Below are 24843 nucleotides of genomic sequence, written 5' to 3'. Positions count from 1 at the left end.
AAAAAGAGTAGAGTTAACGACGTAGGGTACAGAGGTAAGATGTTCTATCTTTCAGACCTTTTACTTCACGTAATCGGATTTGGCTGAATATTTTAGCCGCCCCAGTCAGTAATGACTGGGGCGTTTTTTATTGCGGCAAAGAAAGTTTCAGGCGAAAAAAAGCGCGGTCATCGCCGCGCCTGTTATTACTCTGCTTCCGCTTCTGTCGCCGGTTCCAGATCGTTAAACCAGCTGTCGAGCTTCTGACGCAGTTTATCCACGCCCTGCTTTTTCAGCGAGGAGAACGGTTCAACCTGTACATCACCGTTGAATGCCAGCACCGCTTCACGAACCTTATTCACCTGTGCCTTGCGCGCGCCGCTCGCCAGCTTATCCGCTTTTGTCAGCAGTACCAGCACCGCAATATCGCTTGCCACCGCCCAGTCAATCATCTGCTGGTCGAGATCTTTCAGCGGATGACGAATATCCATCAGCACCACCAGGCCTTTCAGACACATGCGTTTTTCCAGGTATTCACCCAGCGCACGCTGCCATTTGATCTTCATCTCTTCCGGTACCTGCGCGTAACCGTATCCCGGTAAATCGACCAGGCGTTTGCCTTCAGCCACTTCAAACAGGTTAATCAGTTGTGTACGGCCAGGTGTTTTTGAGGTACGCGCCAGGTTTTTCTGATTGGTCAGCGTATTCAGGGCACTGGATTTTCCCGCATTGGAGCGGCCAGCAAATGCCACTTCAATCCCTGTGTCTGAGGGCAGGTGGCGAATATCGGGCGCACTGGTGACAAAATGCGTCTGTTGGTAGTTCCAGGTAGTCACGTGGTCGTCTCCAAAAATCGTAATCTGCGGGGATTATACCTGAATGCGGGCAAAAGGCTTTTCCCTTCGTCATTGACATGTAAGTGAAAGCCCTGCGAAATGTAAGAGATTTGCCCTTAAGCGTATGAGAAATTTAAGAGAAATCGCAGGGGCTAAAAAACTCAAGATATTAAAATTCAAAGAGTTATTAATGAGTAATTATCTGAAAATCCGGTTTTGTACCTTTTCGTTGCTTGTTAGTTTAAAGGAACAAGGTAAAGTGTGTGCTACGGCGAGGATGCCAACAGGATAACGACTTAAGGATAAGGGTCAGGAGCGCCAGGAGGCGAAGACTCAGGATTGTCAGGACGACCGGCGCCTGGAGGCGTTTTTAACAGGAAACGGAACCGTATCACGGACGGTAGTAGCCAAGGGATAAACAGGGTTTGTTGCAGGCAAACAGGGAATGTCTGACCCGTTAAGGGTTGTGAGTCAGGAAAAAAGGCGACAGATTGCTCTGTCGCCTTTTTTCTTTGCTTGCTTTCTGCTAGATTTCGCCGCAATTCTATACTGAAGAAAACGACTTAAAGATAAAACATCATGAAAAAACCGACCTCCGCTGCGGGCGCGAAACGCCCTGCAAAAGCACGCCGCAAAACGCGCGAAGAACTGAATCAGGAAGCGCGCGATCGCAAACGCGATAAAAAACATCGTGGCCATGCTGCGGGTAGCCGTGCTAACGGTGGCGGTGCCGCAGGCGCTTCTGCAAAAGGCAAACAGCAGAAAGATCCTCGTATAGGCAGTAAAACTCCCATTCCACTGGGCGTGACAGACACCCCGGTCACTAAGCAGCACAAACCAAAGAGCGAGAAACCTATGCTTTCACCGCAGGCTGAGCTGGATTTGCTGGAGAACGATGAGCGCCTGGACGCGCTGCTGGAACGTCTTGAAGAGGGTGAAACCTTGACCGCCGAAGAGCAGTCATGGGTGGATGCCAAACTGGATCGCATCGACGAGCTGATGCAGAAGCTGGGTCTGTCTTACGATGACGAAGACGACGAAGAAGAAGACGAAAAGCAGGAAGATATGATGCGTCTTCTGAAGGGTGGAAACTAACATTTGCACCCGGCAGGTACACTCGTCCTGCTTATAACCCTTCCGGTTATATGTTATCTGGTGTGGTTATTCGTTAAACTACGGCGGTTGTCGCGGCGACAGAAGTGGCTGCGCACCCGAATGATGGCCCGCAACGGGACCAGAACGGGCCGCCGTATACGAACGCGACACCAACGGAAGGAGTGAGCATGTCTGTACCATCTATCGACTGGGATTTGGCCCTGATCCAGAAATATAACTATTCCGGGCCGCGTTATACCTCATACCCCACCGCGCTGGAGTTTTCTGACGCTTTCGGCGAGGCGGATTTTCAGCATGCTGTGGTGCGCTATCCCGAGCGCCCGCTGTCGCTCTACGTCCATATTCCATTCTGCCATAAGCTCTGCTACTTCTGCGGCTGCAATAAAATCGTTACCCGCCAGCAGCACAAAGCCGATCAATACCTCGATGCGCTCGAACAGGAAATTCTGCACCGCGCACCGCTGTTTAAAGGGCGTCACGTTAGCCAGCTTCACTGGGGCGGTGGTACGCCAACCTATCTGAATAAAGCGCAGATCAGCCGCCTGATGGCGCTGCTGCGCGACAATTTCAGTTTTAACGACGACGCCGAAATTTCGATCGAGGTCGATCCACGTGAAATCGAGCTGGATGTGCTGGATCATTTACGCGCTGAAGGCTTCAACCGCCTGAGTATGGGCGTACAGGACTTCAATAAAGAAGTACAGCGCCTGGTAAACCGCGAGCAGGACGAAGCGTTTATCTTTGCCTTACTCAACCATGCGCGTGAAATCGGCTTTACCTCAACGAATATAGACCTGATTTACGGCCTGCCGAAGCAGACGCCGGAGAGCTTCGCCTACACGCTTAAACGCGTGGCTGAGCTTAACCCGGACCGTCTGAGCGTCTTTAATTACGCGCACCTGCCGACGCTGTTCGCCGCTCAGCGCAAAATCAAAGATGCGGATCTGCCTTCCGCCCAGCAGAAGCTAGACATTTTGCAGGAGACCATCGCCTCGCTGACCGAAACCGGCTATCAGTTTATCGGGATGGATCACTTTGCCCGCCCTGACGACGAACTGGCAATTGCCCAGCGCGAAGGTGTTCTCCACCGTAACTTCCAGGGTTACACCACCCAGGGCGATACCGATCTGCTCGGAATGGGCGTCTCCGCCATTAGCATGATTGGCGACTGCTACGCTCAGAACCAGAAAGAGCTGAAGCTGTACTACCAGCAGGTTGATGAAACGGGTAACGCATTGTGGCGCGGCATTGCGTTAACGCGTGACGACTGCATCCGTCGTGATGTGATTAAGGCGCTTATCTGCAACTTCCGTCTCGAATTCCGCGAGGTGGAGTCGCAATGGGATCTGCAATTCAGCGATTACTTTGCCGAAGACCTGAAACTCCTTGCGCCGCTGGCGAAGGACGGGCTGGTGGATGTGTCGGAAAGCGCGGTGGTCGTCACGCCGAAAGGACGTCTGTTGATTCGTAATATCTGCATGTGCTTCGATGCCTATCTACGTCAGAAGGCGCGTTTACAGCAGTTCTCGCGGGTGATTTAAGTTGAAAAGCCGGGTAAGCGAAGCGCCACCCGGCTTTTCATCAACAGCTCGTTAGCTAAACAGCCCAACCAGCGCCGCACACAGCACCGCCGCAACGGCAGTTTGTGGCGTGTGGCTTTCTGCTGCTCCGCTCGAAAGCAAAGTCACTAATGATTCCAGCATGATGCTCCCCCCTGTTTCCGGGCACGATCATACAAAACTCATCGGAACAGTAAAGCGCAAAATAACGGCACTTTGCGCTCAATTAGTAACCTTTACACAGCGGAGTAAGATCACTCCATTCCCAGCTCTTTCAGCTTGCGCGTCAGGGTGTTTCGACCCCATCCCAACAGGCGAGCCGCTTCCTGTTTGTGGCCCTGGGTATGACGAAGCGCGGTAGTTAACAGCGTGCGCTCCATCTCAGGCTGCGCTTCGGAGAGCAGATTTTGATGACCGGAACGCAGCGCGCGATCTGCCCACTGCGCCAGCAGCGTCGCCCAGCTGTCCGGCAGCGCATGTCCGGCGGTGCTTTCGGGCACGGTGGCTTCAAACAGCTCGGCGGGGAGATCCTGAATCAACACTTCCTGTCCGGCGGCCATCACGGTCAGCCAGCGACAGGTGTTTTCCAGCTGACGCACGTTGCCAGGCCACGCCAGACGGGTGAGGGCGGCATCCGTTTCCGGATGAAGCTGCTTGGCTTCCACGCCCAGCTCGCGGGCCGCCACTTGCAGGAAATGGCGCGCCAGACGCGGGATATCTTCCCGACGCTCGCGCAGCGGCGGCAGGTGGACACGGATCACGTTCAGACGATGGAATAAATCCTCACGGAATTTCCCCTCCTGCACGCGCAGCTCCAGGTTCTGGTGCGTCGCGGCAATAATACGCACGTCCACCTTCACCGGCGCATACCCGCCCACGCGGTAAAACTGGCCATCTGCCAGCACGCGCAGCAGTCGGGTCTGAACATCCAGCGGCATATCGCCGATTTCATCCAGGAATAGCGTTCCGCCGTCAGCCTGTTCAAAGCGTCCCTGACGAATGGTATTGGCTCCGGTAAACGCCCCTTTTTCGTGGCCGAACAGCTCAGATTCAATTAAATCCTTAGGGATCGCTGCCATGTTCAGGGCGATAAAGGGGGCTTTCGCCCGCGGGCTGTGGCGATGCAGGGCGTGTGCAACCAGCTCTTTACCGGTCCCTGATTCACCGTTAATCAAGACGCTGATAGACGAGCGCGACAGACGCCCGATGATGCGAAACACGTCCTGCATGGCCGGCGCTTCACCGATGATGTCCGTCGTAGGCCCGAAATCCGGCGCGTGGCGGGGCTGCTGTTGCTCCTGATAGTGGCTGATGGCGCGTTCGACCAGGGCAACGGCTTCGTCGATATCAAACGGTTTTGGCAGATAATCAAACGCCCCCTGCTGGTAGGCGCTAACGGCGGCATCCAGGTCGGAGTGGGCGGTCATTATGATGACCGGAAGCATGGGGTGGCGCTGTTTGATCTGCTTTAAGAGCGCCAGTCCGTCCATGCCCGGCATGCGAATATCCGAGAGCAGAACGTCCGGCGTTTTGGTGGTGAGTGCGTCGAGCACCTCGCTGCCGCTCTCAAACGTCGTGCAGCTTAATCCCGCTCCTGTGAGTGCGCGTTCAAGCACCCAACGGATGGAGCTATCGTCATCGACTACCCAGACTATCCCTCGTTGCATAAACGTCACCTTTATTTTTTAATCGGCAGGAAAACCGAAAACTCGGTATGTCCCGGCCAACTGGTAAATTCAATTTTGCCGGAGTGTTGGTCAATCAAATTTCGGGCTATGGATAACCCCAGCCCGGTGCCGCCTTCGCGACCGCTGACCATCGGGTAGAACAGAGTGTCCTGGAGATGCGGCGGGATCCCCGGCCCGTTATCTTCCACATCAATACGTGCCGCCAGACGATAACGCACGCCGTGCAGCGTCAGCTGGAACGCGGTGCGGGTACGCAGAATAATTTCGCCACCCTCCGGGCCCAGCGCCTGCAACGCGTTACGCACAATGTTCAACAGCACCTGTTCAATCTGGTCCGGATCGTGCGCCAGCTCCGGCAGGCTTGGGTCGTAATCACGCACCAGCGTGACGTTATCCGGCAGCTCCATAGAGACGAGTTTCACCACCCGCTCCGCGACCTTGTGAATGCTTTCTGAAACATGCATCCCCGGCTGCTGTGGCCCGAGCAGGCGATCGACCAGATTACGCAGACGGTCCGCCTGCTCAATAATGACGTTGGTATACTCCGCCAGGGCAGGGTCAGGCAGCGCTTTGGTCAAAAGCTGTGCCGCACCGCGTAAGCCGCCCAGCGGGTTTTTGATCTCATGGGCCAGCCCGCGCACCAGGTCGCGCGCCGCAATCTGCTGCGCATGCTGAAGCTGCTCCTGGCTGAGACGACGTTGGTTATCCATCGGCGCCATTTCCAGCAGAATCATGCCATCTGGCAGGCGCTGTGCGGTGAGGGACAAAATATGCGAGCGTCCGTCAATCACCAGCGTCACTTCGTTATCGGTAAAGCCCTGACCCGCCTGCAAACTCTCCTGCATCAGACCAATATTCAGCGAGAAATAGCTCAGCAGTTCCGGCAGCGGCGTGCCAAACAGTTTTCTGGCGCTTTGGGCGAGCAGCTGTTGCGCCGCCGGGTTGGCGTAATGCACCGCCAGCTCGTCGTCGACCAGCAAAATACTGTTAATCAAAGAATTGAGGATCTGCCCAGCATCGGGCAGCGTGCCAGTTGCCATTCAGCAGTCTCCTGGAGTCGTTGCACTATTTTAGTGCAGTATAGCGTTTTAGAGGTAAAAAGCGCGTGAGATCAGGTTGTTGGTGGAGAAAAAAGCCCATCCGAAGATGGGCTAAAGTTTCCACGGCAACTACTCCCGACGCGTATGCGCCGGGTAAAACAAAACAATTAAACGCTGTAGTACAGTTCAAACTCAACCGGGTGCGGCGTCATGCGAACGCGGTCGTTTTCTTCGGTACGCAGCGCGATGTAAGCGTCGATAGCTTCATCGGTGAACACGCCGCCAGCGGTCAGGAACTCGCGGTCTGCGTCCAGCGCTTGCAGGGCTTCTTCCAGAGAGCCGGCAACCTGTGGGATCTCTTTCGCTTCTTCTGGCGGCAGGTCGTACAGGTTTTTGTCCATGGCTTCGCCCGGGTGGATCTTGTTCTTGATACCGTCCAGACCGGCCATCAGCAGTGCTGCGAAGCACAGGTATGGGTTAGCCGCCGGGTCCGGGAAGCGCACTTCGATACGACGCGCTTTCGGAGACGCAACCACCGGGATACGGATAGAAGCAGAACGGTTACGGGCAGAGTACGCCAGCATCACGGGTGCTTCGTAGCCTGGAACCAGACGCTTGTAGGAGTTCGTGGTCGGGTTCGCCAGGGCGTTGATCGCTTTAGCGTGTTTGATAACACCGCCGATGTAGTGCAGCGCCTGCTCAGACAGACCCGCATACTTGTCACCAGAGAACAGGTTGGTGCCGTTCTTGGACAGGGACATGTGGCAGTGCATGCCGGAACCGTTGTCGCCAAACATTGGTTTTGGCATGAAGGTCGCGGTTTTACCGAAACGGTGCGCAACGTTGTGTACAACGTATTTGTAGATCTGAATCTCATCCGCTTTTTTGGTCATGGTGTTGAAGCGGGTAGCGATCTCGTTCTGGCCAGCCGTTGCCACTTCGTGGTGGTGCGCTTCAACAACCAGGCCCATCTCTTCCATGATCAGACACATGGTAGAACGGATGTCCTGTGAAGAATCGACCGGAGGAACCGGGAAGTAACCGCCTTTCACGCCCGGACGGTGACCTTTGTTACCACCTTCGTACTTGGTGGAAGAGTTCCATGCGCCTTCGATGTCATCGATAGCGACGTGGGAGCCAGAAATGGAAGCACCAAAACGGATGTCGTCGAACAGGAAGAACTCTGGCTCTGGCCCGAACAGAACGGTGTCTGCGATGCCGGTAGAGCGCAGGTACTCTTCAGCGCGTTTTGCGATGGAGCGTGGGTCACGGTCATAGCCTTGCAGCGTGCCAGGTTCCAGAATATCGCAGCGGATGATCAGCGTAGGTTCTTCGTAGAACGGGTCAATGAGCGCAGTGGTTGCATCTGGCATCAGAACCATGTCGGATTCGTTAATGCCTTTCCAGCCGCCAATGGAGGAGCCGTCAAACATTTTGCCTTCTTCAAAGAATTCGGCGTTCACCTGATGAGCAGGGATCGTGACGTGCTGTTCTTTACCTTTGGTATCGGTGAAGCGCAGATCAACAAACTTCACTTCATGTTCGTTCAGCATCGTCAAAACGTGTTCAGCGGACATACTTAACTCTCCAGATTGGTCATTGTCGTCGTGGTAACGAGGTCTTCAAATCGGCTGGGCTGCCATATTTTTACTGTATTTCTGTAAAGCGAAATCTGTGCCAACTTTTAAAACACCCCAAAAAGGCGTTATCATGCGCACCATAGTGCAGAAGGGCTGCACCACATTGGATTTGTTGCACCATTATAGTGCTTCTGTGTGAACATCGAGCACCATATTGGTGCAATTTACGTTAAAGTGCCCTTTTACCGCTCCGTGAAAGCGATCACAAAGCATCTCTGCAATACTTGTTTGCGGGGGATGTTTGTGATCCTGTTTTGTAGTGCGATTAATCCGTGTACAATAACGCGCTATTTCTAAATGCCTGAGGCAAAGTTGTGATCGAAAAATTGCGTAATATCGCCATCATCGCGCACGTCGACCATGGTAAAACTACCCTGGTTGATAAGCTGCTACAGCAGTCCGGTACGTTTGATGCTCGTGCCGAAACTCAAGAGCGTGTGATGGACTCCAACGATTTGGAGAAAGAGCGTGGGATTACCATCCTCGCCAAAAACACCGCTATCAAATGGAATGACTACCGTATCAACATCGTTGATACCCCAGGGCACGCCGACTTCGGTGGTGAAGTTGAGCGCGTGATGTCCATGGTGGATTCCGTGCTGCTGGTGGTTGACGCATTTGATGGCCCTATGCCGCAAACGCGCTTCGTGACCAAAAAAGCATTTGCCCACGGCCTGAAACCTATCGTTGTGATCAACAAGGTTGACCGTCCTGGCGCGCGTCCTGACTGGGTTGTTGACCAGGTCTTCGACCTGTTCGTTAACCTCGACGCGACCGATGAACAGCTGGACTTCCCTATCGTTTATGCGTCTGCGCTGAACGGTATCGCCGGTCTGGATCACGAAGACATGGCGGAAGACATGACTCCGCTGTACCAGACGATTGTTGACCGCGTTCCTGCGCCAAACGTTGACCTGGAAGGCACCCTGCAAATGCAGATCTCTCAGCTCGACTACAACAACTATGTTGGCGTAATCGGCATTGGTCGTATCAAGCGCGGTAAAGTGAAGCCTAATCAGCAGGTCACTATCATCGATAGCGAAGGCAAAACCCGTAACGGTAAAGTCGGTAAAGTGCTGACTCACCTGGGTCTTGAGCGTATCGAGAGCGACATCGCTGAAGCGGGCGACATCATCGCTATCACCGGTCTGGGTGAACTGAACATCTCCGACACCATCTGCGATCCGCAGAACGTCGAAGCGCTGCCAGCCCTGTCCGTTGATGAACCAACCGTATCCATGTTCTTCAACGTCAACACCTCTCCGTTCTGTGGTAAAGAAGGTAAGTTCGTTACCTCTCGTCAGATCCTTGACCGCCTGAACAAAGAGCTGGTGCACAACGTTGCGCTGCGCGTTGAAGAAACCGAAGACGCTGATGCATTCCGCGTTTCGGGTCGTGGTGAGCTGCACCTGTCTGTTCTGATTGAGAACATGCGTCGTGAAGGTTTCGAGATGGCGGTTTCCCGTCCGAAAGTTATCTTCCGCGAAATCGATGGCCGTAAACAAGAGCCGTTCGAAAACGTAACGCTGGACGTTGAAGAGCAGCACCAGGGTTCTGTGATGCAGGCACTGGGTGAGCGTAAAGGCGACCTGAAAAACATGAATCCAGATGGCAAAGGCCGCGTACGTCTCGACTACGTGATCCCAAGCCGTGGCCTGATCGGCTTCCGTTCTGAGTTCATGACCATGACTTCCGGTACCGGTCTGCTGTACTCCACCTTCAGCCACTACGACGACGTTCGTCCGGGCGAAGTGGGCCAGCGTAACAACGGCGTGCTGATCTCTAACGGTCAGGGTAAAGCGGTTGCGTTTGCGCTGTTCGGTTTGCAGGATCGCGGTAAGCTGTTCCTGGGTCACGGTGCTGAAGTTTACGAAGGCCAGATCATCGGTATTCACAGCCGTTCTAACGACCTGACGGTAAACTGCCTGACCGGTAAGAAACTGACCAACATGCGTGCGTCCGGTACTGACGAAGCAACGGTTCTGGTTCCACCGATCAAGATGACGCTGGAGCAGGCTCTGGAATTCATCGATGATGACGAACTGGTCGAAGTGACGCCTCAGTCAATTCGTATCCGTAAACGTCACCTGACTGAGAACGATCGTAAACGTGCAATGCGCGGTGCGAAAGAAGAGTAATTCGGTTATGCCGTAGGCCGGGTAAGCGCATGCGCCACCCGGCAACGAAAAAGCCGCTGAGCGATCAGCGGCTTTTTTTATTAGAACGAATACCGCAACCCTAAACGGATCCGGTACTGCTCGCGGTTGTAATCATTCCATCGGTCCAGCCACTGTAGCTCAAGATACGGCAGCCAGTTTCTGTCGATCTTATAGCTGAATTTATTGGTAATTTCCCAGTGATGATCTTTGCCATTTTTGCTGTGGTAATCATTCACCCGCTGGAAAAAGTGCGGCTCAAAGGTGTAGAAAAACGCATCCGTCACTTTGAAATTCCAGTAGTTGGCGAATTCATGCGTGTCGTTCTTATCCATCTGCCCGTTATAGTCCGGCGTATCGTAATTGTTATGGTTATAGCGATAGCGGAACGTCAGATTAAACCAGTCCGTAAATTTGTAATTGGTATCTAAATAAACCGCGCCACCTGATCCTGCGCTGCTGTCATTAATTAAGCCGCCGGGCTGGAAGGTCAGTTTGTCGGTCGGTTTGAAGAGCGGATACCACCCCTCGATTTCGTTATAGCTGTGTTTCAGTTCGTCCCATTTCCCCACGTTATAAGCGTTGGTGAACATCAGTCCCGCGCCCATATCGAAGTTATAGCCCGCACGCAGGATCACTTCGTGCAGCTCAGAGGCGGTGTTGTAGGCTTCGCGCGTTTCGACATAGGCCCCGGCAAAAACCGGGCAGGACACAGACGACACGATCAGTACGGTGATGATTCTTTTCATAATTTGTCCATGTATCAGGTACAGAAAGGCCTCCCTCCTGATAAACAGGAAGGACATACTGGCCGGATTTATTGTTATAAAGTGACTGCTGACGCTTTATTGTTGGTGGTTATCTCAGGGGTATTCGCGGTCTGTTTTTTCCGTTTTCCAATCTCCTCGATAATAAAGGCGAAGCGCGCTTCGTTGAGTTTATAAAACAGCCCCATGGTCACGGCGGCAACGATCGCCAGGCCGCACGGCCAGAGGAAAATAAGCTGACGCAACCCAAGCAGCGTGCCCGCGCTCTGCACGGCATGGGGAACGTAGCCAATCTGGGTCAGCATAATACCGGGCAGAAAACCGGCCAGCGCCGCGGAGATTTTGCGCGAGAAGGTATAGCCGGTATACACCGACCCTTCGGCGCGTATCCCGGTTTTCCACTCGCCGTAATCAACCGTATCCGGCACCAGCGCCCAGTTCAGGCTGTTCACAAACGCGGTGCCGAAAAAGGCCATGCAGGAAAAGAGCACGAACAGCAGGGAACTGGTCCCCCAGACGAAGTTCAGCACGTCGCCCACCGCCCACAGCGTCAGCCCGCCCAGATAGACCGGTTTCTTGCCAAAGCGCTTCACCGCGCCAGGCACCAGAAACACGCCAATCAGAATGCAGCCCATGCTGAAAAAGCCCATCCACGACAGGAGATGCACATCGTTCAGCACGTACTGGGTGTAATAGACCTGAATCGCCAGCTTGATGTTAAACGCGGCGAGGGTACATAGGTTGGCGATGCACAGCACCAGCAGCGGCGGGTTACGGAAAATCGCGCAGAACGATTTCAGAATGCCGGGCTTATGGTGATCGGGCGTAAGCTCGACGTAGCGCTCTTTCACCCCGCTGTAGCACCACCACATGCAGAACAGCCCCCCGGTGACAAACACCAGCGCGGCCACCAGATAGCCGAGTGAGGGCTGGCTGACGAACAGCGCCTGGATCGGCATAAAGCCGACGGTGCAGAGCAACAGCCCTACCGTTGCGCCGCCCTGACGCCACGCCGCAAGCTGCGCGCGCTCGTTCGGGTTTTTGGTGATGGCCGGAACCATTGCACCGTAGGCACAGTTCATCAGGCTGTAGCAGAGGCCAAACATCATGAAGAGCACGGTGGCGAGGGCCGTTTTCACCGTCAGGCTAAAGTCGTTGGCCATAAACTGCGCCGTGGCCACCAGCGCCACAGGAACGGAGGCGTAGAGAATGAATGGCCGGAATTTCCCCCGCGCGCCGATGTTACGCCGGGAGTCCAGCAGCACCCCGGTCAGCATGTCGGTAAACGCGGTGAAAAACTTCGCGACGAGGAAAATAATGCCGCCATAGAACGCCGGCATGCCCAGTTCATCGGTGTAAAACTTCAGCAGGTACAGCGTGCCAATACACAGCATCAGATTCGAGCCAAAATCGCCCATCCCGTAGGCGCACTTCTCTCGCAGGCTCAATTTCAGGGTTAACGGATCAGTATTATGTGTCATGGTCGATCCTCAAAGCGCCCCGCAGGGCGCTCAATCACGTCATTTATGCCGTACGTTTGCGCAGTTCGATCTCTTCCACTATGCGCACATACATCTTCTCGTTGAGGTTGTAGAAGCAGCCCATCGCCACGATGGTGATGACCGCCAGCAGGCTCGGGTAGATAAATATCAGCTGCCGCAGCCCTTCAACCGTCCCGGCGGACTGCACCACGTTCGGCACATAGCCGATCTGGGTGAGCATGATCCCCGGGAAGAAGCCCGCCAGCGCCTGCGAGACCTTCCTGAAGAAGGTAAAGCCGGTGTAGACCGTTCCCTCGGAGCGCACGCCGGTGCGCCACTCGCCGTATTCCACGGTATCGGACACCAGCGCCCAGTTCAGGCTGTTCACGAACGCGGAACCGAAGAACGCCAGGCAGGAGAACGCCACAAAGCTCACCGAGCCGCCGCCGAAGAAGTAGTTAAGCAGATCGCCCGCCACCCAAATCATCAGCCCGCTGATGTAGACCTTTTTCTTGCCGAAGCGCCGCACCGCGCCGGGCATCATAAAGACGCCGATAAAAATACAGCCCATGCTGAAGAAGCCCATATACGACAGCAGGATCGGGTCTTTCAGCACGTACTGCGTGTAGTAGACCTGAATGGCGAGTTTGACGTTAAAGGCGCCCAGCGTGCACAGGTTAGCGATGCACAGGATAAACAGCGGACGGTTCCCGGCGATGGCGCGAAACGACTGCAACAGCCCCGGTTTCTGCGCCGGGTTAGCAGGCTGCGTCTCGACGTAACGCTCGGTAACGCCCTTATAGCACCACCACATAAAGAACAGCCCGAACAGCGAGAAGAGGGTGGCGGCAAAGATGTAGCCAAGCTGGTCGTTACCCTCAATCAGGTTCATCACCGGGACAAAGCCCACCGTACAGAGCAGCAGGCCGAGCGTGGCGCCGCCCTGGCGCCAGGCCGCCAGCGAGGCGCGCTCGTCCGGGTTTTTGGTGATGGCGGGCACCATCGCGCCGTAAGAGCAGTTCATCATGCTGAAGAACAGGCCGTACAGCATGAACAGCACCGTCGCCATCACCGTTTTACCGGTGATTTCAAACGGTGTGCCGACGAAGTTGGCAATCGCCAGCAACGTTACCGGGAAGGCTGCATACAGCACGAACGGGCGGAATTTCCCTTTCGGGCCGATCTTGCGCCGGGAATCGAGCATGATCCCGGTGCCCATATCGGTGAAGGCGGTAAAAAACTTCGCAATCAGGAAGATAATCCCGCCGTAGGTGCCCGGCAGCCCCAGCACGTCGGTGTAGAACTTCAGCAGATACAGCGTGCCGATATCAAGCAGGATGTTAGAGCCGAGATCGCCCATCCCGTAGGCGAGTTTTTCTTTAAACGGCAGGCGCAGGGTTGCCGGATCAGAAGTATGTTGACTCATTATTGTTCTCCGTCTGCCCGCAGGTTTTCCCGCGGGCGAGCCTTATCAGATATGACGTAAGGTGCTAAACAGATCAGCCCATTCGCTTTGCTGGCGATAGAAGACCGGCGGTTTGCCGAGCGGGGCATCAACGGTGATGTCACCGCCCTGGCAGGTTTCTCCGGTCCACGCATTGACCCAGGTGTCCTGCGGCAGATAGAGCGACCAGTCGCGGCGTCCCTCTTCATGGACCGGCGCCACCAGCAGATCGCGGCCAAACAGATACTGGTATTTCAGCGTGTAGGCGCGCGCGTCGTCCTCGTAGTGCAGGAAAAGCGGACGCATCACCGGCAGGCCGCTTTTCGCGTTCTGCGCGACCGCGGCTTTGATGTACGGCTTCAGAGTGGTGAAGACAGTGGTCATGCGCGCGAAGTGCGCGATGGTTTCCGCGTCGCCGTCGAACTGCCAGTTATCGCCAGGGCGGTTGCCCTCGTGGGTACGCATCATCGGCGTAAAGGCGCTGAAATCACACCAGCGCAGCAGCAGCTCTTTGCTGCGCTTCATCTCGAAGAGCGTCGTATAGCCGCCAATGTCGCTGTGGTGCAGGCCGTGCCCGGTCATCGCCAGCGACAGCGCCGCCGGTACGACGGAAGCCAGACCGTCGTCCAGGCTCCAGTCGACGTTCTGATCCCCCGCCCACATCATCACCGAGTGCTTCTGGCTACCGGTGTAGCCTGCGCGCATGAAGAACAGGATCTCCCCGAGCTTGCCGGTCTCCTCCAGCGCTTCGTAGTTACATTTCGCCCACAGGGCAGGCCAGGCGTTATGCATGATCTCCGCGCTCACGCCGTTGTGCAGGAAGGTATCGGTCGGCAGGTACTCCCCGAAATCGGCCATCCAGCCGCCGCAGCCCAGTTCGATCAGGTTCTTTTTAATGACCTCTTTGTACCAGTCGTAGGCTGCCGGGTTGGTCAGGTCGATAACGCCCGCGTAGAACTCGCCGAACTCGACGTGGTAGTCCTTGCCGTCGGCGTTTTTGGTCAGATAGCCGCGTTTCGCGGCCTCTTCGCAGAGATCTTTATCGCTGGCGACGTACGGGTTGATATAGGAGAGGAACTGCACGCCTTCTTCTTTCCACTGCGCAATCCGCGTATCAAGCTGCGGATAGAGCGCGCTGTTCCACTTCCAGTTCCACATTACGCGTTTGCCGAAGGAGGTCATGCGGATGCCGGACCAGTCCTGCGCCCAGATGCCGTTCACCTTTACGCCGCCGTTACGCATGGTGTCGAGCTTCTGCTGGCACACCTCGGTGCCGCCCTGGATGCCCAGCGTCACGCCGTCGTACACCCAGTCCGGCAGCTCCGGCTGGCGTCCCAGCAGGCCGGTCAGTTTTTCCAGCAGATCGACGTACGTTTCCGCACATTCGAAGCGCAGCGTGGCGTTATCTTCCCAGAACGCCAGCTCGTGGAAGTCAGGGGCGCTGAAGTCGAAGTTCATATAGCAGCTGTTATCCACGTGGCAGTAGTACTTCTGGGTGCTCACGAAGGTGGGCTGCGGGAAGAAGGTCCAGTAGTAGTCACCGCCTGCGTTCTCTTTGCAGTCGGCCTGCCAGGTGACATAGGTCTGCTTGTTGCGGCCCACGCCCTGCTCGCTGGTCCACAGCGGGAACGGCTTGCCGCGCAGATCGAAGTACGAGAACTGCTCGCCGCAGCCGTAAATATGATCTTCTGGCTGCGCCGCCAGCCGCAGCCAGATGCGGTTATGGCCGGGAGCATCATTTTTCAGTTTCAGCTCCAGACGGCCTTCCGCATCCACGCCCACCAGCAGCGTGGCGCTTACCGCATCGCCGCGGGTAAAGCGGATTGCCCAGCCCGCGCTTTGCTGCGTAACGGTCGCGTTCGTCAGGGCAATCTTTTCGTTGAGCTTGTCTTTGATGCTGAAGTTGCCGCGAAACATCTCGATATCCGCCTCACCTGCGCCAATCCACAGGCAAGGGGCATCCGCGGTGTGGGATAAAATCAGACGGTCCTGCCAGCGCAGGGTGAAGCCACTTTCGTTATTTTTCAGGTCAATATTGTGTAGGGTACGCATAAAAACTCCGTCTTAATTATTTGGCCTGGCTATCCAGTAATCCGGCGGCGACGGCAGGCGCTAAGCCCGGCGCCAGCGGCAGGCGGGGGATCACCAGGCAGTGCAGCAGATGGTAAATATCCTGCTTGCCGTCCCAGACTTTGGTGGTCACTTCGTTATTGGTGTCCAGCTCCTGCCACCAGGATCCGTTTTCGTAATCCATCAGATACTTGATGCAGTAATCCCACCATTTCTGATACCAGGCTTCGTACTGCGCCTCGCCGGTCACGGTATAGAGGGCATAGGCCGTGCCCATCGCCTCGACGATTGGCCAGCGCACGCGTTCGCGCACGATTGGCTTGCCGTCCCAGCCCACGGAGTAGACAAAGCCGTCCGCCCCGTCGGGTGCCCAGGCGTCGCGGATGGTGGCGTGGAACAGTCCTTTCGCATCTTCCAGCAGCCACTCCGGCGGGGTTTCAAAGCGCGCTTCCAGGGCGGCGCGCAGGTGCAGCATCAGGCGGCCCCACTCAATCCAGTGCCCAGGCGTGCCGCCATAGGCGCGGAAGCGGTGGGCGGGGTTATCGATGTTATAGTCGCGGATCGGGTTCCAGTTGGTGTCAAAATGCTCGTTAACGCGGTACTCCCCTTTGCGCGCCACGTCGTGAATAATCACCGAGGCGATGCGCAGGGCGCGGTCGAGCCATTTGCGGTCGTGGGTCACGTCATAAACGATGAGGAAAGCTTCCACGGCGTGCATGTTGGCGTTACCGCCGCGATAGTCTTCCGTTTTGCTGAAGGCTTCGTCCCAGGACTCCAGGCACATCTGCTCCTGTTCGCTCCAGAAGTAGCGCTCAATCACCTCGATGGCGTCGTCCAGCAACTTGCGTGCCTGCGGATGGCCGGTGGTGACGGCGCTCGCCGCGCCCAGCAGAACGAAGAAATGCTGATAGCCCTGCTTGGACGCATCAATCACGCCTTCATCGTTTACGCAGGCGTACCAGCCGCCGTGCTGCTTGTCGCGCAGCGGACCGTTCAGGGCATTAATGCCGTGCTCAACCAGGGCGTACGCGCCGGGGCGCCCCATGTTCGCCGCCACCGCGTACACATGCAGCATGCGGGCGGTGATCCACAGATGTGTGCCCATATCGCTACGCACCTGCCCGTTATTGCCCAGCCAGCCAAAGCCGGTCGGTACGGCGGCGTTTTTACCGAAATCGAGAATGCGGTCGGTCTCTTGTTCGAGCCAGCGGTTATGGCTCAGGGTGTTAAACCATTTCATGTTCGGATCCTTTCTTAACGGCGAGCCATCATTTCGTCGACGATCTCACCCAGACGCTGAAGTTTTGGTACGGAAATATCACGCAGCATCAGCTCGGTGTCCGGCAGGCCAATCACAGAGGACCAGACGGCGCGACCGGCTAAAAAGCCCGATGCCCCCGCCTGCATCGCCACGCTCACCGCGCGCGGGAATAACTTATCGTCAACGCCGGACGAGAGGATCACCCACGGCATGGCGATGTTCTCGTTAAGCTTTTGCGAGGCCGCCAGCAGCTCCTGCTGCGTGCCCTTGCCAAACAGTGGCATCTCCACTTTGTAGAGGTCGGCACCGCTGTCGCCCAGCTCTTTGGCCGCGTCGATAATCGCCTGTTCGCGGTTAAACGCGGCACCGCGACGCGGTGGACGCACCACCGGCTCGATAATGCTCAGCAGACCGTTATCGTGGCACAGCGTATTGAACGCTTTCACCATCTCCAGGCGCTGCTGCGGATCTTCATCGCTGCGCCACAGCACCAGCAGCTTCAGTGCTTTGCCGCCATCGCGTTTGACCGCCTGCGCGTCGACGTTCTTGTCGATCACCACGCTGTCGACCGGAATACCGTTCCCCGGAATAAACTCGTCGGCGGCCACAATCATCGCGCAGCTTTTGGCCACGGCCTGCTGCTCGACAATCTGGCGATAGCAGAACTGCTGGTCGACGAGAATGGCAGAGGCGTACGGCGACAGAATTTTTGCCGCGTTGACTTTAAAATCGGTCAGGTGCTGGTCGGTTACCGGTACCGGCGCGCCTGCCGCCGCAAACATCAGGCGCATCGCTTCGCGCTGATCCACGGCCAGCATCGCAAAACCGCCGGAAGGTCGGGTGATATCTTTCAGGGTGTACATCGTCATTCCTCAGTCCTTTCGTATCAGTGTGATTTTTTCAGCCCGGCAGATGCGCGAACCTGTTCAAGAATGGCCGTCCAGTCCTCGCGCCCGCGCCCGGCGGCGCGAGCCTGGTTGTAAACTTCGCGGGAGGCCGCGCCCAGCGGCATCGGAACGTGGAGCTGGTTGGCCACGTCGAGGGCGATCCCCAGGTCTTTATGCGCAAGGTCGATCATGAAGGCGGGAGAAAGATCCCCTTTCAGCACCTTGTTCGGCCAGGATGTCGTGAAGTGGCCTTTACCCGCAGGCGTACCGCTCATGACCTTGAGCGCCACGTCAAAGGAGAGGCCAAGCGCTTCGCACAGCACGGCGGCCTCGGCGGAAAGGGCGTTCAGGGCAATGCTCATGTAGTTATTGATAAGCTTCACGCGGATGCCCATGCCTGGCCCGCCGGCGTTAATCAGCTCATTGCCCATCGCCATTAAGACCGGGGTGGCGCGCTCAACCTGCTGGGCCGTGCCGCCTGCCAGCAGGAGCAGCGTGCCGGCGATGGCATGGTCAGAGGTGCGTCCGACGGGCACGTCCATCAGGCTGAAGCCTTGCTCAGCCATGTCGCGTATCAGCGCGTCGGTTTGCAGCGGGTGAATGGTGGACATATCAATGACCAGCGCGTCGCGGGATAATCCTTCGCACACGCCGTGCTCGCCGAACAGGACGCTGCGTACCAGGTCGCCGTTTGGCAGCATGGTAATTACGAATTCCGCGTCCGTTGCTGCCTGTGCTGGCGTAGCCGCCGCCCGAGCGCCGCTCTCTACCAGCGCCTGAACCGCCTGCGGGTTCACATCAAAAACGTTAAGCTGGTGGCCCTGTTTCAACAGATTCTTCGCCATGGGCGCGCCCATCTGTCCTAAGCCGATAAATGCGATTGCTGACATGCCTTTCTTCTGTCACATCGTGTCAATTTTTGCGCGTTTATGTTGTCTGTTTTTGATCGTATTTGTAATTTATAGTCAAAAAATTGACACGAGTCACTTTTTAAACATTTGGTGAAATTAAAATGAAGGCATCAGAAATCGCAGAAGGAATCACCATGACTCGCATCGTTTGTGTCGGCATTACCGTGCTGGATCGCATCTGGTATCTCGATGATTTACCGAAAGAAGGTGGGAAATATGTCGCAAAAGACTATACGGAAGTGGGCGGTGGCCCGGCGGCAACGGCGGCAGTGGCAGCCGCGAAACTGGGCGCGGAAGTGGATTTTATTGGCCGGGTGGGGGACGACGATACCGGCAGACGGCTGCTCGCGGAGCTGGAATCCCTGGGGGTGAATACCCGCTACACGCGCGTAGTTAAGGGAGCCCGATCGTCGCAATCGGCGGTGCTGGTGGACGGCAGCGGGGAGCGTGTTATAGCGAACTATTCCAGCCCCGATCTCCCTGCGGTGGCAGACTGGCTGCAAGAAATCGACTTCTCGCAGTGGGATATTGTCTTAGCCGATGTGCGCTGGCATGACGGGGCAAAACAGGCATTTACCCTGGCCCGTCAGCAGGGCGTACCGACGTTGCTTGATGCGGATGTCACCCCGCAGGACATCGCGGAGCTGATCGCCCTAAGCGACCACGCGGCCTTCTCCGCGCCGGGATTGCGGCGTTTAACGCAGCGGGATGACACCGAAGACGCGCTGAAAAAAGCACAAACGCTCACAAATGGACATGTGTATGTTACGCAGGGGCGAGACGGCTGCTTCTGGCTGGAAAACGGCGCATTGTGTCATCAGCCCGGTTTTGAAGTGAACGTCATTGATACCACCGGGGCGGGCGACGTGTTCCACGGTGCGCTGGCGGTCAGCCTGGGGCAGAAATTACCCGCCGCAGACGCCGTGCGTTTTGCCAGCGCCGTCGCAGCACTGAAATGCACAAAGCCCGGTGGACGCGCGGGTATACCCGACTGTGATCAAACCCGCTCTTTTTTGTCACTTTTTGTATAAAATGCGGGGCGTGATGGTTTTCAGAGGACAGCCCATGAGCCTTACCGAACTGACCGGCAACCCGCGTCACGATCAGCTGCTGACGCTGATTGCCGATCGCGGCTATATGAACATTGATGAACTGGCGCAGCTGCTGGATGTCTCCACGCAAACCGTGCGCCGGGATATCCGTAAGCTCAGCGAGCAGGGGCTGATCACGCGTCATCATGGCGGGGCGGGCAGGGCATCCAGCGTGGTGAACACGGCGTTCGAGCAGCGTGAAGTCTCGCTTACCGAAGAGAAGCGGGCGATTGCCGAGGCCATTGCGGACTATATTCCCGATGGTTCGACCATCTTTATCACTATCGGGACGACCGTGGAGCACGTTGCCCGGGCGCTGCTCAACCATAATCATCTGCGCATCATCACTAACAGCCTGCGGGTGGCGCACATTCTTTATAAGAACCCGCGCTTTGAGGTGATGGTGCCCGGCGGTACGCTGCGCCCGCATAACGGCGGCATTATCGGTCCTGCGGCAACGGCGTTCGTGTCAGGATTTCGCGCAGATTACCTGGTCACCAGCGTCGGGGCGATAGAGCACGACGGCGCGATGATGGAATTTGACGTTAACGAAGCCAGCGTGGTGAAAACCATGATTGCCCACTCCCGCCACATTTTACTGGCGGCCGATCATACGAAATACCACGCCTCCGCGGCGGTTGAAATCGGCAACGTGGCGCAGGCGACGGCGCTGTTCACCGATGAGCTGCCCGGCCCGGCGCTGCAAAATCACCTCAAATCCAGCAAGGTTGAGGTTGTCGAAGTCAATTCCGGAGAAGAGCAGCAGGCTGGCTGATCATCCTATGGCCCGATATTGCGATTCGGGCCTTTCCTTTCTCTAAGCTGAATCTGGCGCATAGCTAAAGTTTCTCTTTCCCGCTACAGTTACTTCTCCACGGCGAAAGGAGATAAACATGCTTTATATCTTTGACTTAGGAAATGTAATCGTCGATATCGATTTTAACCGGGTGTTGGGCGCATGGAGCGATTTTAGCCGTGTTCCGCTGGCGACGTTAAAGCAGAATTTCGCGATGGGTGAGACTTTCCATCTGCACGAGCGAGGTGAGATCAGCGACGAAGCGTTCGCAGAGCGTTTCTACCAGGAAATGGGTCTTTCGTTAAGCTACGAGCAGTTTTCCCACGGCTGGCAGGCCATATTTGTCGCGATCCGCCCGGAAGTGATCGACATCATGCACAAGCTGCGCGAGCAGGGGCATCGTGTTGTCGTGCTGTCTAATACTAACCGCCTGCATACCACCTTCTGGCCGGATGAATACCCGGAAATTCACGCGGCGGCAGATAAAGTGTATCTCTCCCAGGAGATGGGGATGCGTAAACCTGAGGCGCGCATCTATCAGGCAGTATTGCAGGAAGAAGGATTCACGGCAGCGGATGCGGTCTTTTTTGACGACAACGCCGATAATATAGAAGGGGCTAATCAGTTAGGTATCACCTCCATTCTGGTGACCGGAAAAGAGACGATACCGAACTACTTTGCGAAGCAGTTATGCTAAAAACCGTTCATCAAAAAGCCAATCACCACACGCGCCCGCTGAGGGCGTGGCTGAAACTCCTCTGGCATCGCATTGATGAGGACAACATGACCACGCTGGCGGGCAATCTCGCTTACGTGTCGTTGCTCTCGCTGGTGCCGCTGGTGGCGGTGATTTTTGCGCTTTTTTCGGCATTTCCAATGTTTGCCGATGTGAGCATGCAGCTTCGCCATTTTGTTTTCGCAAACTTTATTCCTGCCACCGGCGATGTGATCCAGAACTACATTGAGCAGTTTGTCGCAAACTCCAGCAAGATGACGGCGGTGGGGGCGTGTGGGCTTATTGTTACCGCGCTGCTGCTGATGTACTCCATCGACAGTGCGCTCAACACCATCTGGCGGAGCAAAAAAGTCCGCCCGAAGGTTTACTCCTTTGCCGTCTACTGGATGATTTTAACCCTTGGCCCATTGCTGGCGGGGGCAAGCCTGGCGATCAGCTCCTACCTTCTTTCGCTGCGCTGGGCGACCGACTTAAACAGCGTGATCGATAACGTGCTGCGTATCTTCCCGCTGATTTTATCGTGGCTTTCGTTCTGGCTGCTCTACAGCGTGGTACCAACCACGCGCGTACCCAACCGGGATGCCGTGGTGGGTGCGCTGGTCGCGGCGTTGCTCTTTGAGCTGGGCAAGAAAGGATTCGCGCTTTATATCACCATGTTCCCCTCTTATCAGCTGATTTACGGTGTGCTGGCGGTGATCCCCATTTTGTTTGTCTGGGTCTACTGGACGTGGTGTATCGTCTTGCTTGGCGCCGAAATAACTGTCACTCTCGGAGTCTACCGCGAACTCAAAAAAGCAGCAGAAGCTGAAAAACAACAAGAAGCAGACCAACCATGATTGCATTGATTCAGCGCGTAACCCGTGCCAGCGTCACCGTGGCGGATGAGGTGACGGGTGAAATTGGCCCAGGACTTTTGGTGCTCCTGGGTGTCGAAAAAGATGACGACGAACAAAAAGCTAACCGCTTATGTGAGCGCGTGCTGGGCTACCGCATTTTCAGCGATGCGGAAGGCAAGATGAACCTGAACGTTCAGCAGGCGGGCGGCAGCGTGCTGGTGGTTTCCCAGTTTACGTTGGCTGCGGATACCGAACGCGGCATGCGGCCGAGTTTTTCGAAGGGCGCGGCACCGGATCGCGCAGAAGCCCTATACGAGTACTTTGTTGAGCGCTGTCGCCAACAGGACATGAATACACAAACCGGACGATTCGCTGCGGATATGCAGGTTTCGCTGGTGAACGATGGCCCCGTCACATTCTGGCTCCAGGTATGAGCCAACTGGCGGTATGGCCGCGGGTAACAAGAGAGAGTACAGCTATGTATCACCTTCGAGTACCGCAAACGGAAGAAGAATTAGACGCTTATTACCATTTCCGCTGGGAAATGCTGCGCAAACCACTGCATCAACCGAAAGGCTCTGAACGCGACGCCTGGGACGCGATGGCGCACCACCAGATGGTGGTTGATGAAGAGGGCAACCTCGTTGCCGTGGGACGTCTGTACATCAATGCCGACAACGAAGCTTCAATCCGCTTTATGGCCGTTCATCCCTCCGTGCAGGACAAAGGCCTTGGAACGCTGATGGCAATGACGCTGGAATCCGTTGCCCGTCAGGAAGGGGTCAAGCGCGTCACCTGTAGCGCCCGCGAAGATGCCGTTGAGTTCTTTGCCAAGCTTGGTTTCGTGAATCAGGGGGAAATCACCGCCCCGCAAACTACGCCGATTCGTCACTTTTTGATGATCAAACCCATCGCCACGCTGGACGATATTCTCCATCGCGCCGACTGGTGCGGGCAGCTCCAGCAGGCGTGGTATCAGCACATTCCGCTCAGTGAAAAAATGGGCGTGCGTATTCAGCAGTATACCGGACAAAAATTTATCACCACCATGCCGGAAACCGGCAACCAGAACCCGCACCATACCCTGTTTGCCGGCAGCCTGTTTTCACTCGCCACGCTCACCGGATGGGGACTGATCTGGCTGATGCTGCGCGAACGTCATCTCGGCGGCACCATTATTCTGGCCGATGCCCATATCCGCTACAGCGCGCCGATCAGCGGCAAGCCGAGCGCGGTAGCTGACCTGGGCGCACTGGGCGGCGATCTCGACCGTCTGGCGCGTGGACGTAAAGCACGCGTACAGATGCAGGTTGAGCTGTTCGGCGATGAAACGCCAGGCGCGGTGTTTGAAGGCACCTATATCGTTCTGCCTGCGAAGCCGTATGGCGCGTATGAAGAGGGTGGGAACGAGGAGGAGTAGTCTCCTTCTCACTCTCGCCCGGCATGGTTAATGCGCCAGGCAATATCTCGCATAATGTCTCGCGCTGACTGGCTAATTCCACCCAACTGGAAGAAGCCGTGAATTACACCCCGCCATTGTTGAGCGGTACACTTCACGCCTTGCGCCGTGAGGCGCTGATAAAGCGCCTCGCCTTCGTCACGTAACGGATCATACTCAGCGGTAACAATATGGACCTTCGGCAGGCCGCTGAAGTCTTCCCGCCACAGTGGGCTAGCTTCAGGATGCTGAAGGTCGGCTCCAGCCAGATATATTTCATAGCCGCTCAGCAGGGTATCGCTAGTAATCACGTAATCCATGCCGTTGAGGGTATAGCTTTCAAAACTGGCCGTGGCGTCGAGCATGGGATAGATAAGAATAAGCTGCGCAGGTTGCCACAGCCCTTTAACCTTAAGCCGCAGCGCCGTTACCAGCGCCAAATGCCCTCCTGCGCTGTCTCCACAGAGGGTGAGTCGGTTCTTATCCACGCCTAATTCGTCTGCATACTGCCAGACCAGATTCGCACCTCTTTCAGCATCGTCATGTGCGGCGGGGAAGGTATGCTCCGGCGCCAGTCTGTACTGAATCGCAATCACCCGGCAATTGCCGTAGTAGGCTAACTGACGGAGCTGGTTGTCATGGGTATCAAAGCCGCCGCTGATAAAACATCCGCCGTGGTAGTAGATGGCAGCAGGCAATATTTCAGGCGCATTGAGAGGTGAAAATACCCGAATGGTAAGACCCTCAAGAACAAGCGTCTCCAGCTGAACGCGCGTTTCGGTCTTCCCGGCAAGCTCCGTGCTGGCAATATAGCCTGCTCGTCGTACCTCAATTGTCTGGCGACGCGATGAGGGGCGACCTGCAGCGATAAATCCTTGAACCAGCCGTTCAATACCCTTTTCCAGTGCCATGAAAACACCTTTTAACTGTATGAATGTACAGCTTTATAGCCTGGTTTGATTCAAAAGAAAACAAGAATATTATTGAGGGGAAAAGTCTTGAAAGCTGCTCGCAAAGGCGAGAGCTTTTTTATTATCTGCTTTCGTCACAGACATAAAGTGCGGATGTTGCCTGAGATTTGCCGTGGAAGCGATGCTAAAGCGATAACGCG

22 protein-coding genes are annotated in these 24843 nt (G+C 56.0%); 9 read left to right on the top strand and 13 right to left on the bottom strand.

What is annotated here, in order from left to right:
* Positions 1 to 185: 185 nt before the first annotated feature.
* Positions 186 to 815 (bottom strand): ribosome biogenesis GTP-binding protein YihA/YsxC, encoded by a 630-nt coding sequence (yihA, locus tag DD597_RS05765; protein WP_003861913.1) that lies wholly within the window; start codon positions 813 to 815, stop codon positions 186 to 188.
* Positions 816 to 1394: 579 nt separating this feature from the next.
* Here yihA and yihI point away from each other — a divergent pair.
* Together yihI and hemN are read left to right on the top strand one after the other, a co-directional pair.
* Positions 1395 to 1910, top strand: a complete 516-nt coding sequence (gene yihI / locus DD597_RS05755; protein ID WP_014885763.1) for a Der GTPase-activating protein YihI — start codon at positions 1395 to 1397, stop codon at positions 1908 to 1910.
* 188 nt (positions 1911 to 2098) lie between these two features.
* Positions 2099 to 3472 carry an oxygen-independent coproporphyrinogen III oxidase gene (gene hemN / locus DD597_RS05750; protein WP_023315061.1) on the top strand — a complete coding sequence of 458 codons (1374 nt, stop codon included), beginning with the start codon at positions 2099 to 2101 and terminating at the stop codon, positions 3470 to 3472.
* A gap of 51 nt (positions 3473 to 3523) precedes the next feature.
* On the opposite strand, the gene DD597_RS05745 is transcribed toward hemN, so the two are convergent.
* From DD597_RS05745 to glnA, 4 genes are all read right to left on the bottom strand, one after another.
* A complete protein-coding gene (locus tag DD597_RS05745; protein WP_017382667.1) occupies positions 3524 to 3634 on the bottom strand; it encodes a YshB family small membrane protein in 111 nt (36 codons plus the stop codon).
* 110 nt (positions 3635 to 3744) lie between these two features.
* On the bottom strand, positions 3745 to 5157 hold the full coding sequence (gene glnG / locus DD597_RS05740) for a nitrogen regulation protein NR(I) (protein ID WP_003861919.1): 1413 nt from the start codon (positions 5155 to 5157) through the stop codon (positions 3745 to 3747).
* An 11-nt stretch (positions 5158 to 5168) separates the two neighbouring features.
* The gene (gene glnL, locus DD597_RS05735; RefSeq protein WP_003861923.1) at positions 5169 to 6218 is read right to left on the bottom strand and encodes a nitrogen regulation protein NR(II); all 1050 of its coding nucleotides are present in this window, start codon (positions 6216 to 6218) and stop codon (positions 5169 to 5171) included.
* 167 nt (positions 6219 to 6385) lie between these two features.
* Complete coding sequence (gene glnA, locus DD597_RS05730) at positions 6386 to 7795, bottom strand: glutamate--ammonia ligase (protein ID WP_003861925.1); 1410 nt, start codon at positions 7793 to 7795, stop codon at positions 6386 to 6388.
* A gap of 377 nt (positions 7796 to 8172) precedes the next feature.
* On the opposite strand from glnA, the gene typA reads away from it, so the two are divergent.
* Positions 8173 to 9996, top strand: a complete 1824-nt coding sequence (gene typA / locus DD597_RS05725) for a ribosome-dependent GTPase TypA (protein WP_006808726.1) — start codon at positions 8173 to 8175, stop codon at positions 9994 to 9996.
* Positions 9997 to 10076: 80 nt separating this feature from the next.
* Here the strand turns inward: typA and ompL are convergent, their stop codons facing one another.
* The 7 genes from ompL to yihU form a co-directional block, all read right to left on the bottom strand.
* Entirely contained in the window at positions 10077 to 10763 is a 687-nt protein-coding gene (gene ompL, locus DD597_RS05720; RefSeq protein ID WP_003861929.1) for a porin OmpL, read from the bottom strand.
* A 74-nt stretch (positions 10764 to 10837) separates the two neighbouring features.
* Complete coding sequence (locus DD597_RS05715) at positions 10838 to 12262, bottom strand: MFS transporter (protein ID WP_045331508.1); 1425 nt, start codon at positions 12260 to 12262, stop codon at positions 10838 to 10840.
* Positions 12263 to 12305: 43 nt separating this feature from the next.
* Positions 12306 to 13688, bottom strand: a complete 1383-nt coding sequence (locus DD597_RS05710; RefSeq protein WP_129256009.1) for an MFS transporter — start codon at positions 13686 to 13688, stop codon at positions 12306 to 12308.
* Between the two features lie 45 nt (positions 13689 to 13733).
* A complete protein-coding gene (locus DD597_RS05705; RefSeq protein WP_003861934.1) occupies positions 13734 to 15758 on the bottom strand; it encodes an alpha-glucosidase in 2025 nt (674 codons plus the stop codon).
* Between the two features lie 16 nt (positions 15759 to 15774).
* A complete protein-coding gene (gene yihS, locus DD597_RS05700) occupies positions 15775 to 17016 on the bottom strand; it encodes a sulfoquinovose isomerase (protein ID WP_003861936.1) in 1242 nt (413 codons plus the stop codon).
* Positions 17017 to 17030: 14 nt separating this feature from the next.
* A complete protein-coding gene (gene yihT / locus DD597_RS05695; protein ID WP_129256008.1) occupies positions 17031 to 17906 on the bottom strand; it encodes a sulfofructosephosphate aldolase in 876 nt (291 codons plus the stop codon).
* Between the two features lie 17 nt (positions 17907 to 17923).
* Entirely contained in the window at positions 17924 to 18814 is an 891-nt protein-coding gene (gene yihU / locus DD597_RS05690) for a sulfolactaldehyde 3-reductase (protein WP_023323900.1), read from the bottom strand.
* A gap of 155 nt (positions 18815 to 18969) precedes the next feature.
* On the opposite strand from yihU, the gene DD597_RS05685 reads away from it, so the two are divergent.
* The 6 genes from DD597_RS05685 (at position 18970) to fabY (ending at position 23714) form a co-directional block, all read left to right on the top strand.
* The gene (locus tag DD597_RS05685; RefSeq protein ID WP_060580463.1) at positions 18970 to 19866 is read left to right on the top strand and encodes a sugar kinase; all 897 of its coding nucleotides are present in this window, start codon (positions 18970 to 18972) and stop codon (positions 19864 to 19866) included.
* Between the two features lie 34 nt (positions 19867 to 19900).
* On the top strand, positions 19901 to 20701 hold the full coding sequence (locus DD597_RS05680) for a DeoR/GlpR family DNA-binding transcription regulator (RefSeq protein ID WP_003861944.1): 801 nt from the start codon (positions 19901 to 19903) through the stop codon (positions 20699 to 20701).
* Positions 20702 to 20819: 118 nt separating this feature from the next.
* On the top strand, positions 20820 to 21419 hold the full coding sequence (yihX, locus tag DD597_RS05675) for a glucose-1-phosphatase (protein ID WP_129256007.1): 600 nt from the start codon (positions 20820 to 20822) through the stop codon (positions 21417 to 21419).
* Positions 21413 to 22294: a virulence factor BrkB family protein gene (locus tag DD597_RS05670; protein WP_003861949.1), complete on the top strand. Its 882-nt coding sequence runs from the start codon at positions 21413 to 21415 to the stop codon at positions 22292 to 22294. Before yihX ends, DD597_RS05670 begins: the two co-directional genes overlap by 7 nt.
* Positions 22291 to 22728, top strand: a complete 438-nt coding sequence (dtd, locus tag DD597_RS05665) for a D-aminoacyl-tRNA deacylase (RefSeq protein ID WP_015569909.1) — start codon at positions 22291 to 22293, stop codon at positions 22726 to 22728. Before DD597_RS05670 ends, dtd begins: the two co-directional genes overlap by 4 nt.
* Positions 22729 to 22772: 44 nt before the next feature.
* Positions 22773 to 23714 carry a fatty acid biosynthesis protein FabY gene (gene fabY, locus DD597_RS05660; protein ID WP_015569910.1) on the top strand — a complete coding sequence of 314 codons (942 nt, stop codon included), beginning with the start codon at positions 22773 to 22775 and terminating at the stop codon, positions 23712 to 23714.
* An 8-nt stretch (positions 23715 to 23722) separates the two neighbouring features.
* Here the strand turns inward: fabY and DD597_RS05655 are convergent, their stop codons facing one another.
* Positions 23723 to 24643, bottom strand: a complete 921-nt coding sequence (locus tag DD597_RS05655) for an alpha/beta hydrolase (protein ID WP_109949134.1) — start codon at positions 24641 to 24643, stop codon at positions 23723 to 23725.
* Positions 24644 to 24843 lie beyond the last annotated feature (200 nt).

Origin of the sequence: Enterobacter cloacae complex sp. 677-3DZ2D5B (assembly GCF_004136695.1) — a bacterium.
In the GTDB taxonomy this organism is placed as follows: Bacteria; Pseudomonadota; Gammaproteobacteria; order Enterobacterales; family Enterobacteriaceae; genus Enterobacter; species Enterobacter hormaechei_C.
Note: the sequence above shows the minus strand (reverse complement) of the source record. Positions and strands in the feature narration are given on the sequence as shown.

Coding starts and splice junctions, on each gene's coding strand:
- DD597_RS05655 (WP_109949134.1), bottom strand. CDS start 24,643: ATGGCACTGGAAAAGGGTATTGAACGGCTGGTTCAAGGATTTATCGCT.
- fabY (WP_015569910.1), top strand. CDS start 22,773: ATGTATCACCTTCGAGTACCGCAAACGGAAGAAGAATTAGACGCTTAT.
- glnA (WP_003861925.1), bottom strand. CDS start 7,795: ATGTCCGCTGAACACGTTTTGACGATGCTGAACGAACATGAAGTGAAG.
- DD597_RS05745 (WP_017382667.1), bottom strand. CDS start 3,634: ATGCTGGAATCATTAGTGACTTTGCTTTCGAGCGGAGCAGCAGAAAGC.
- glnL (WP_003861923.1), bottom strand. CDS start 6,218: ATGGCAACTGGCACGCTGCCCGATGCTGGGCAGATCCTCAATTCTTTG.
- yihX (WP_129256007.1), top strand. CDS start 20,820: ATGCTTTATATCTTTGACTTAGGAAATGTAATCGTCGATATCGATTTT.
- yihS (WP_003861936.1), bottom strand. CDS start 17,016: ATGAAATGGTTTAACACCCTGAGCCATAACCGCTGGCTCGAACAAGAG.
- DD597_RS05680 (WP_003861944.1), top strand. CDS start 19,901: ATGAGCCTTACCGAACTGACCGGCAACCCGCGTCACGATCAGCTGCTG.
- dtd (WP_015569909.1), top strand. CDS start 22,291: ATGATTGCATTGATTCAGCGCGTAACCCGTGCCAGCGTCACCGTGGCG.
- DD597_RS05670 (WP_003861949.1), top strand. CDS start 21,413: ATGCTAAAAACCGTTCATCAAAAAGCCAATCACCACACGCGCCCGCTG.
- hemN (WP_023315061.1), top strand. CDS start 2,099: ATGTCTGTACCATCTATCGACTGGGATTTGGCCCTGATCCAGAAATAT.
- DD597_RS05705 (WP_003861934.1), bottom strand. CDS start 15,758: ATGCGTACCCTACACAATATTGACCTGAAAAATAACGAAAGTGGCTTC.
- DD597_RS05715 (WP_045331508.1), bottom strand. CDS start 12,262: ATGACACATAATACTGATCCGTTAACCCTGAAATTGAGCCTGCGAGAG.
- DD597_RS05710 (WP_129256009.1), bottom strand. CDS start 13,688: ATGAGTCAACATACTTCTGATCCGGCAACCCTGCGCCTGCCGTTTAAA.
- DD597_RS05685 (WP_060580463.1), top strand. CDS start 18,970: ATGACTCGCATCGTTTGTGTCGGCATTACCGTGCTGGATCGCATCTGG.
- yihU (WP_023323900.1), bottom strand. CDS start 18,814: ATGTCAGCAATCGCATTTATCGGCTTAGGACAGATGGGCGCGCCCATG.
- glnG (WP_003861919.1), bottom strand. CDS start 5,157: ATGCAACGAGGGATAGTCTGGGTAGTCGATGACGATAGCTCCATCCGT.
- yihI (WP_014885763.1), top strand. CDS start 1,395: ATGAAAAAACCGACCTCCGCTGCGGGCGCGAAACGCCCTGCAAAAGCA.
- ompL (WP_003861929.1), bottom strand. CDS start 10,763: ATGAAAAGAATCATCACCGTACTGATCGTGTCGTCTGTGTCCTGCCCG.
- yihT (WP_129256008.1), bottom strand. CDS start 17,906: ATGACGATGTACACCCTGAAAGATATCACCCGACCTTCCGGCGGTTTT.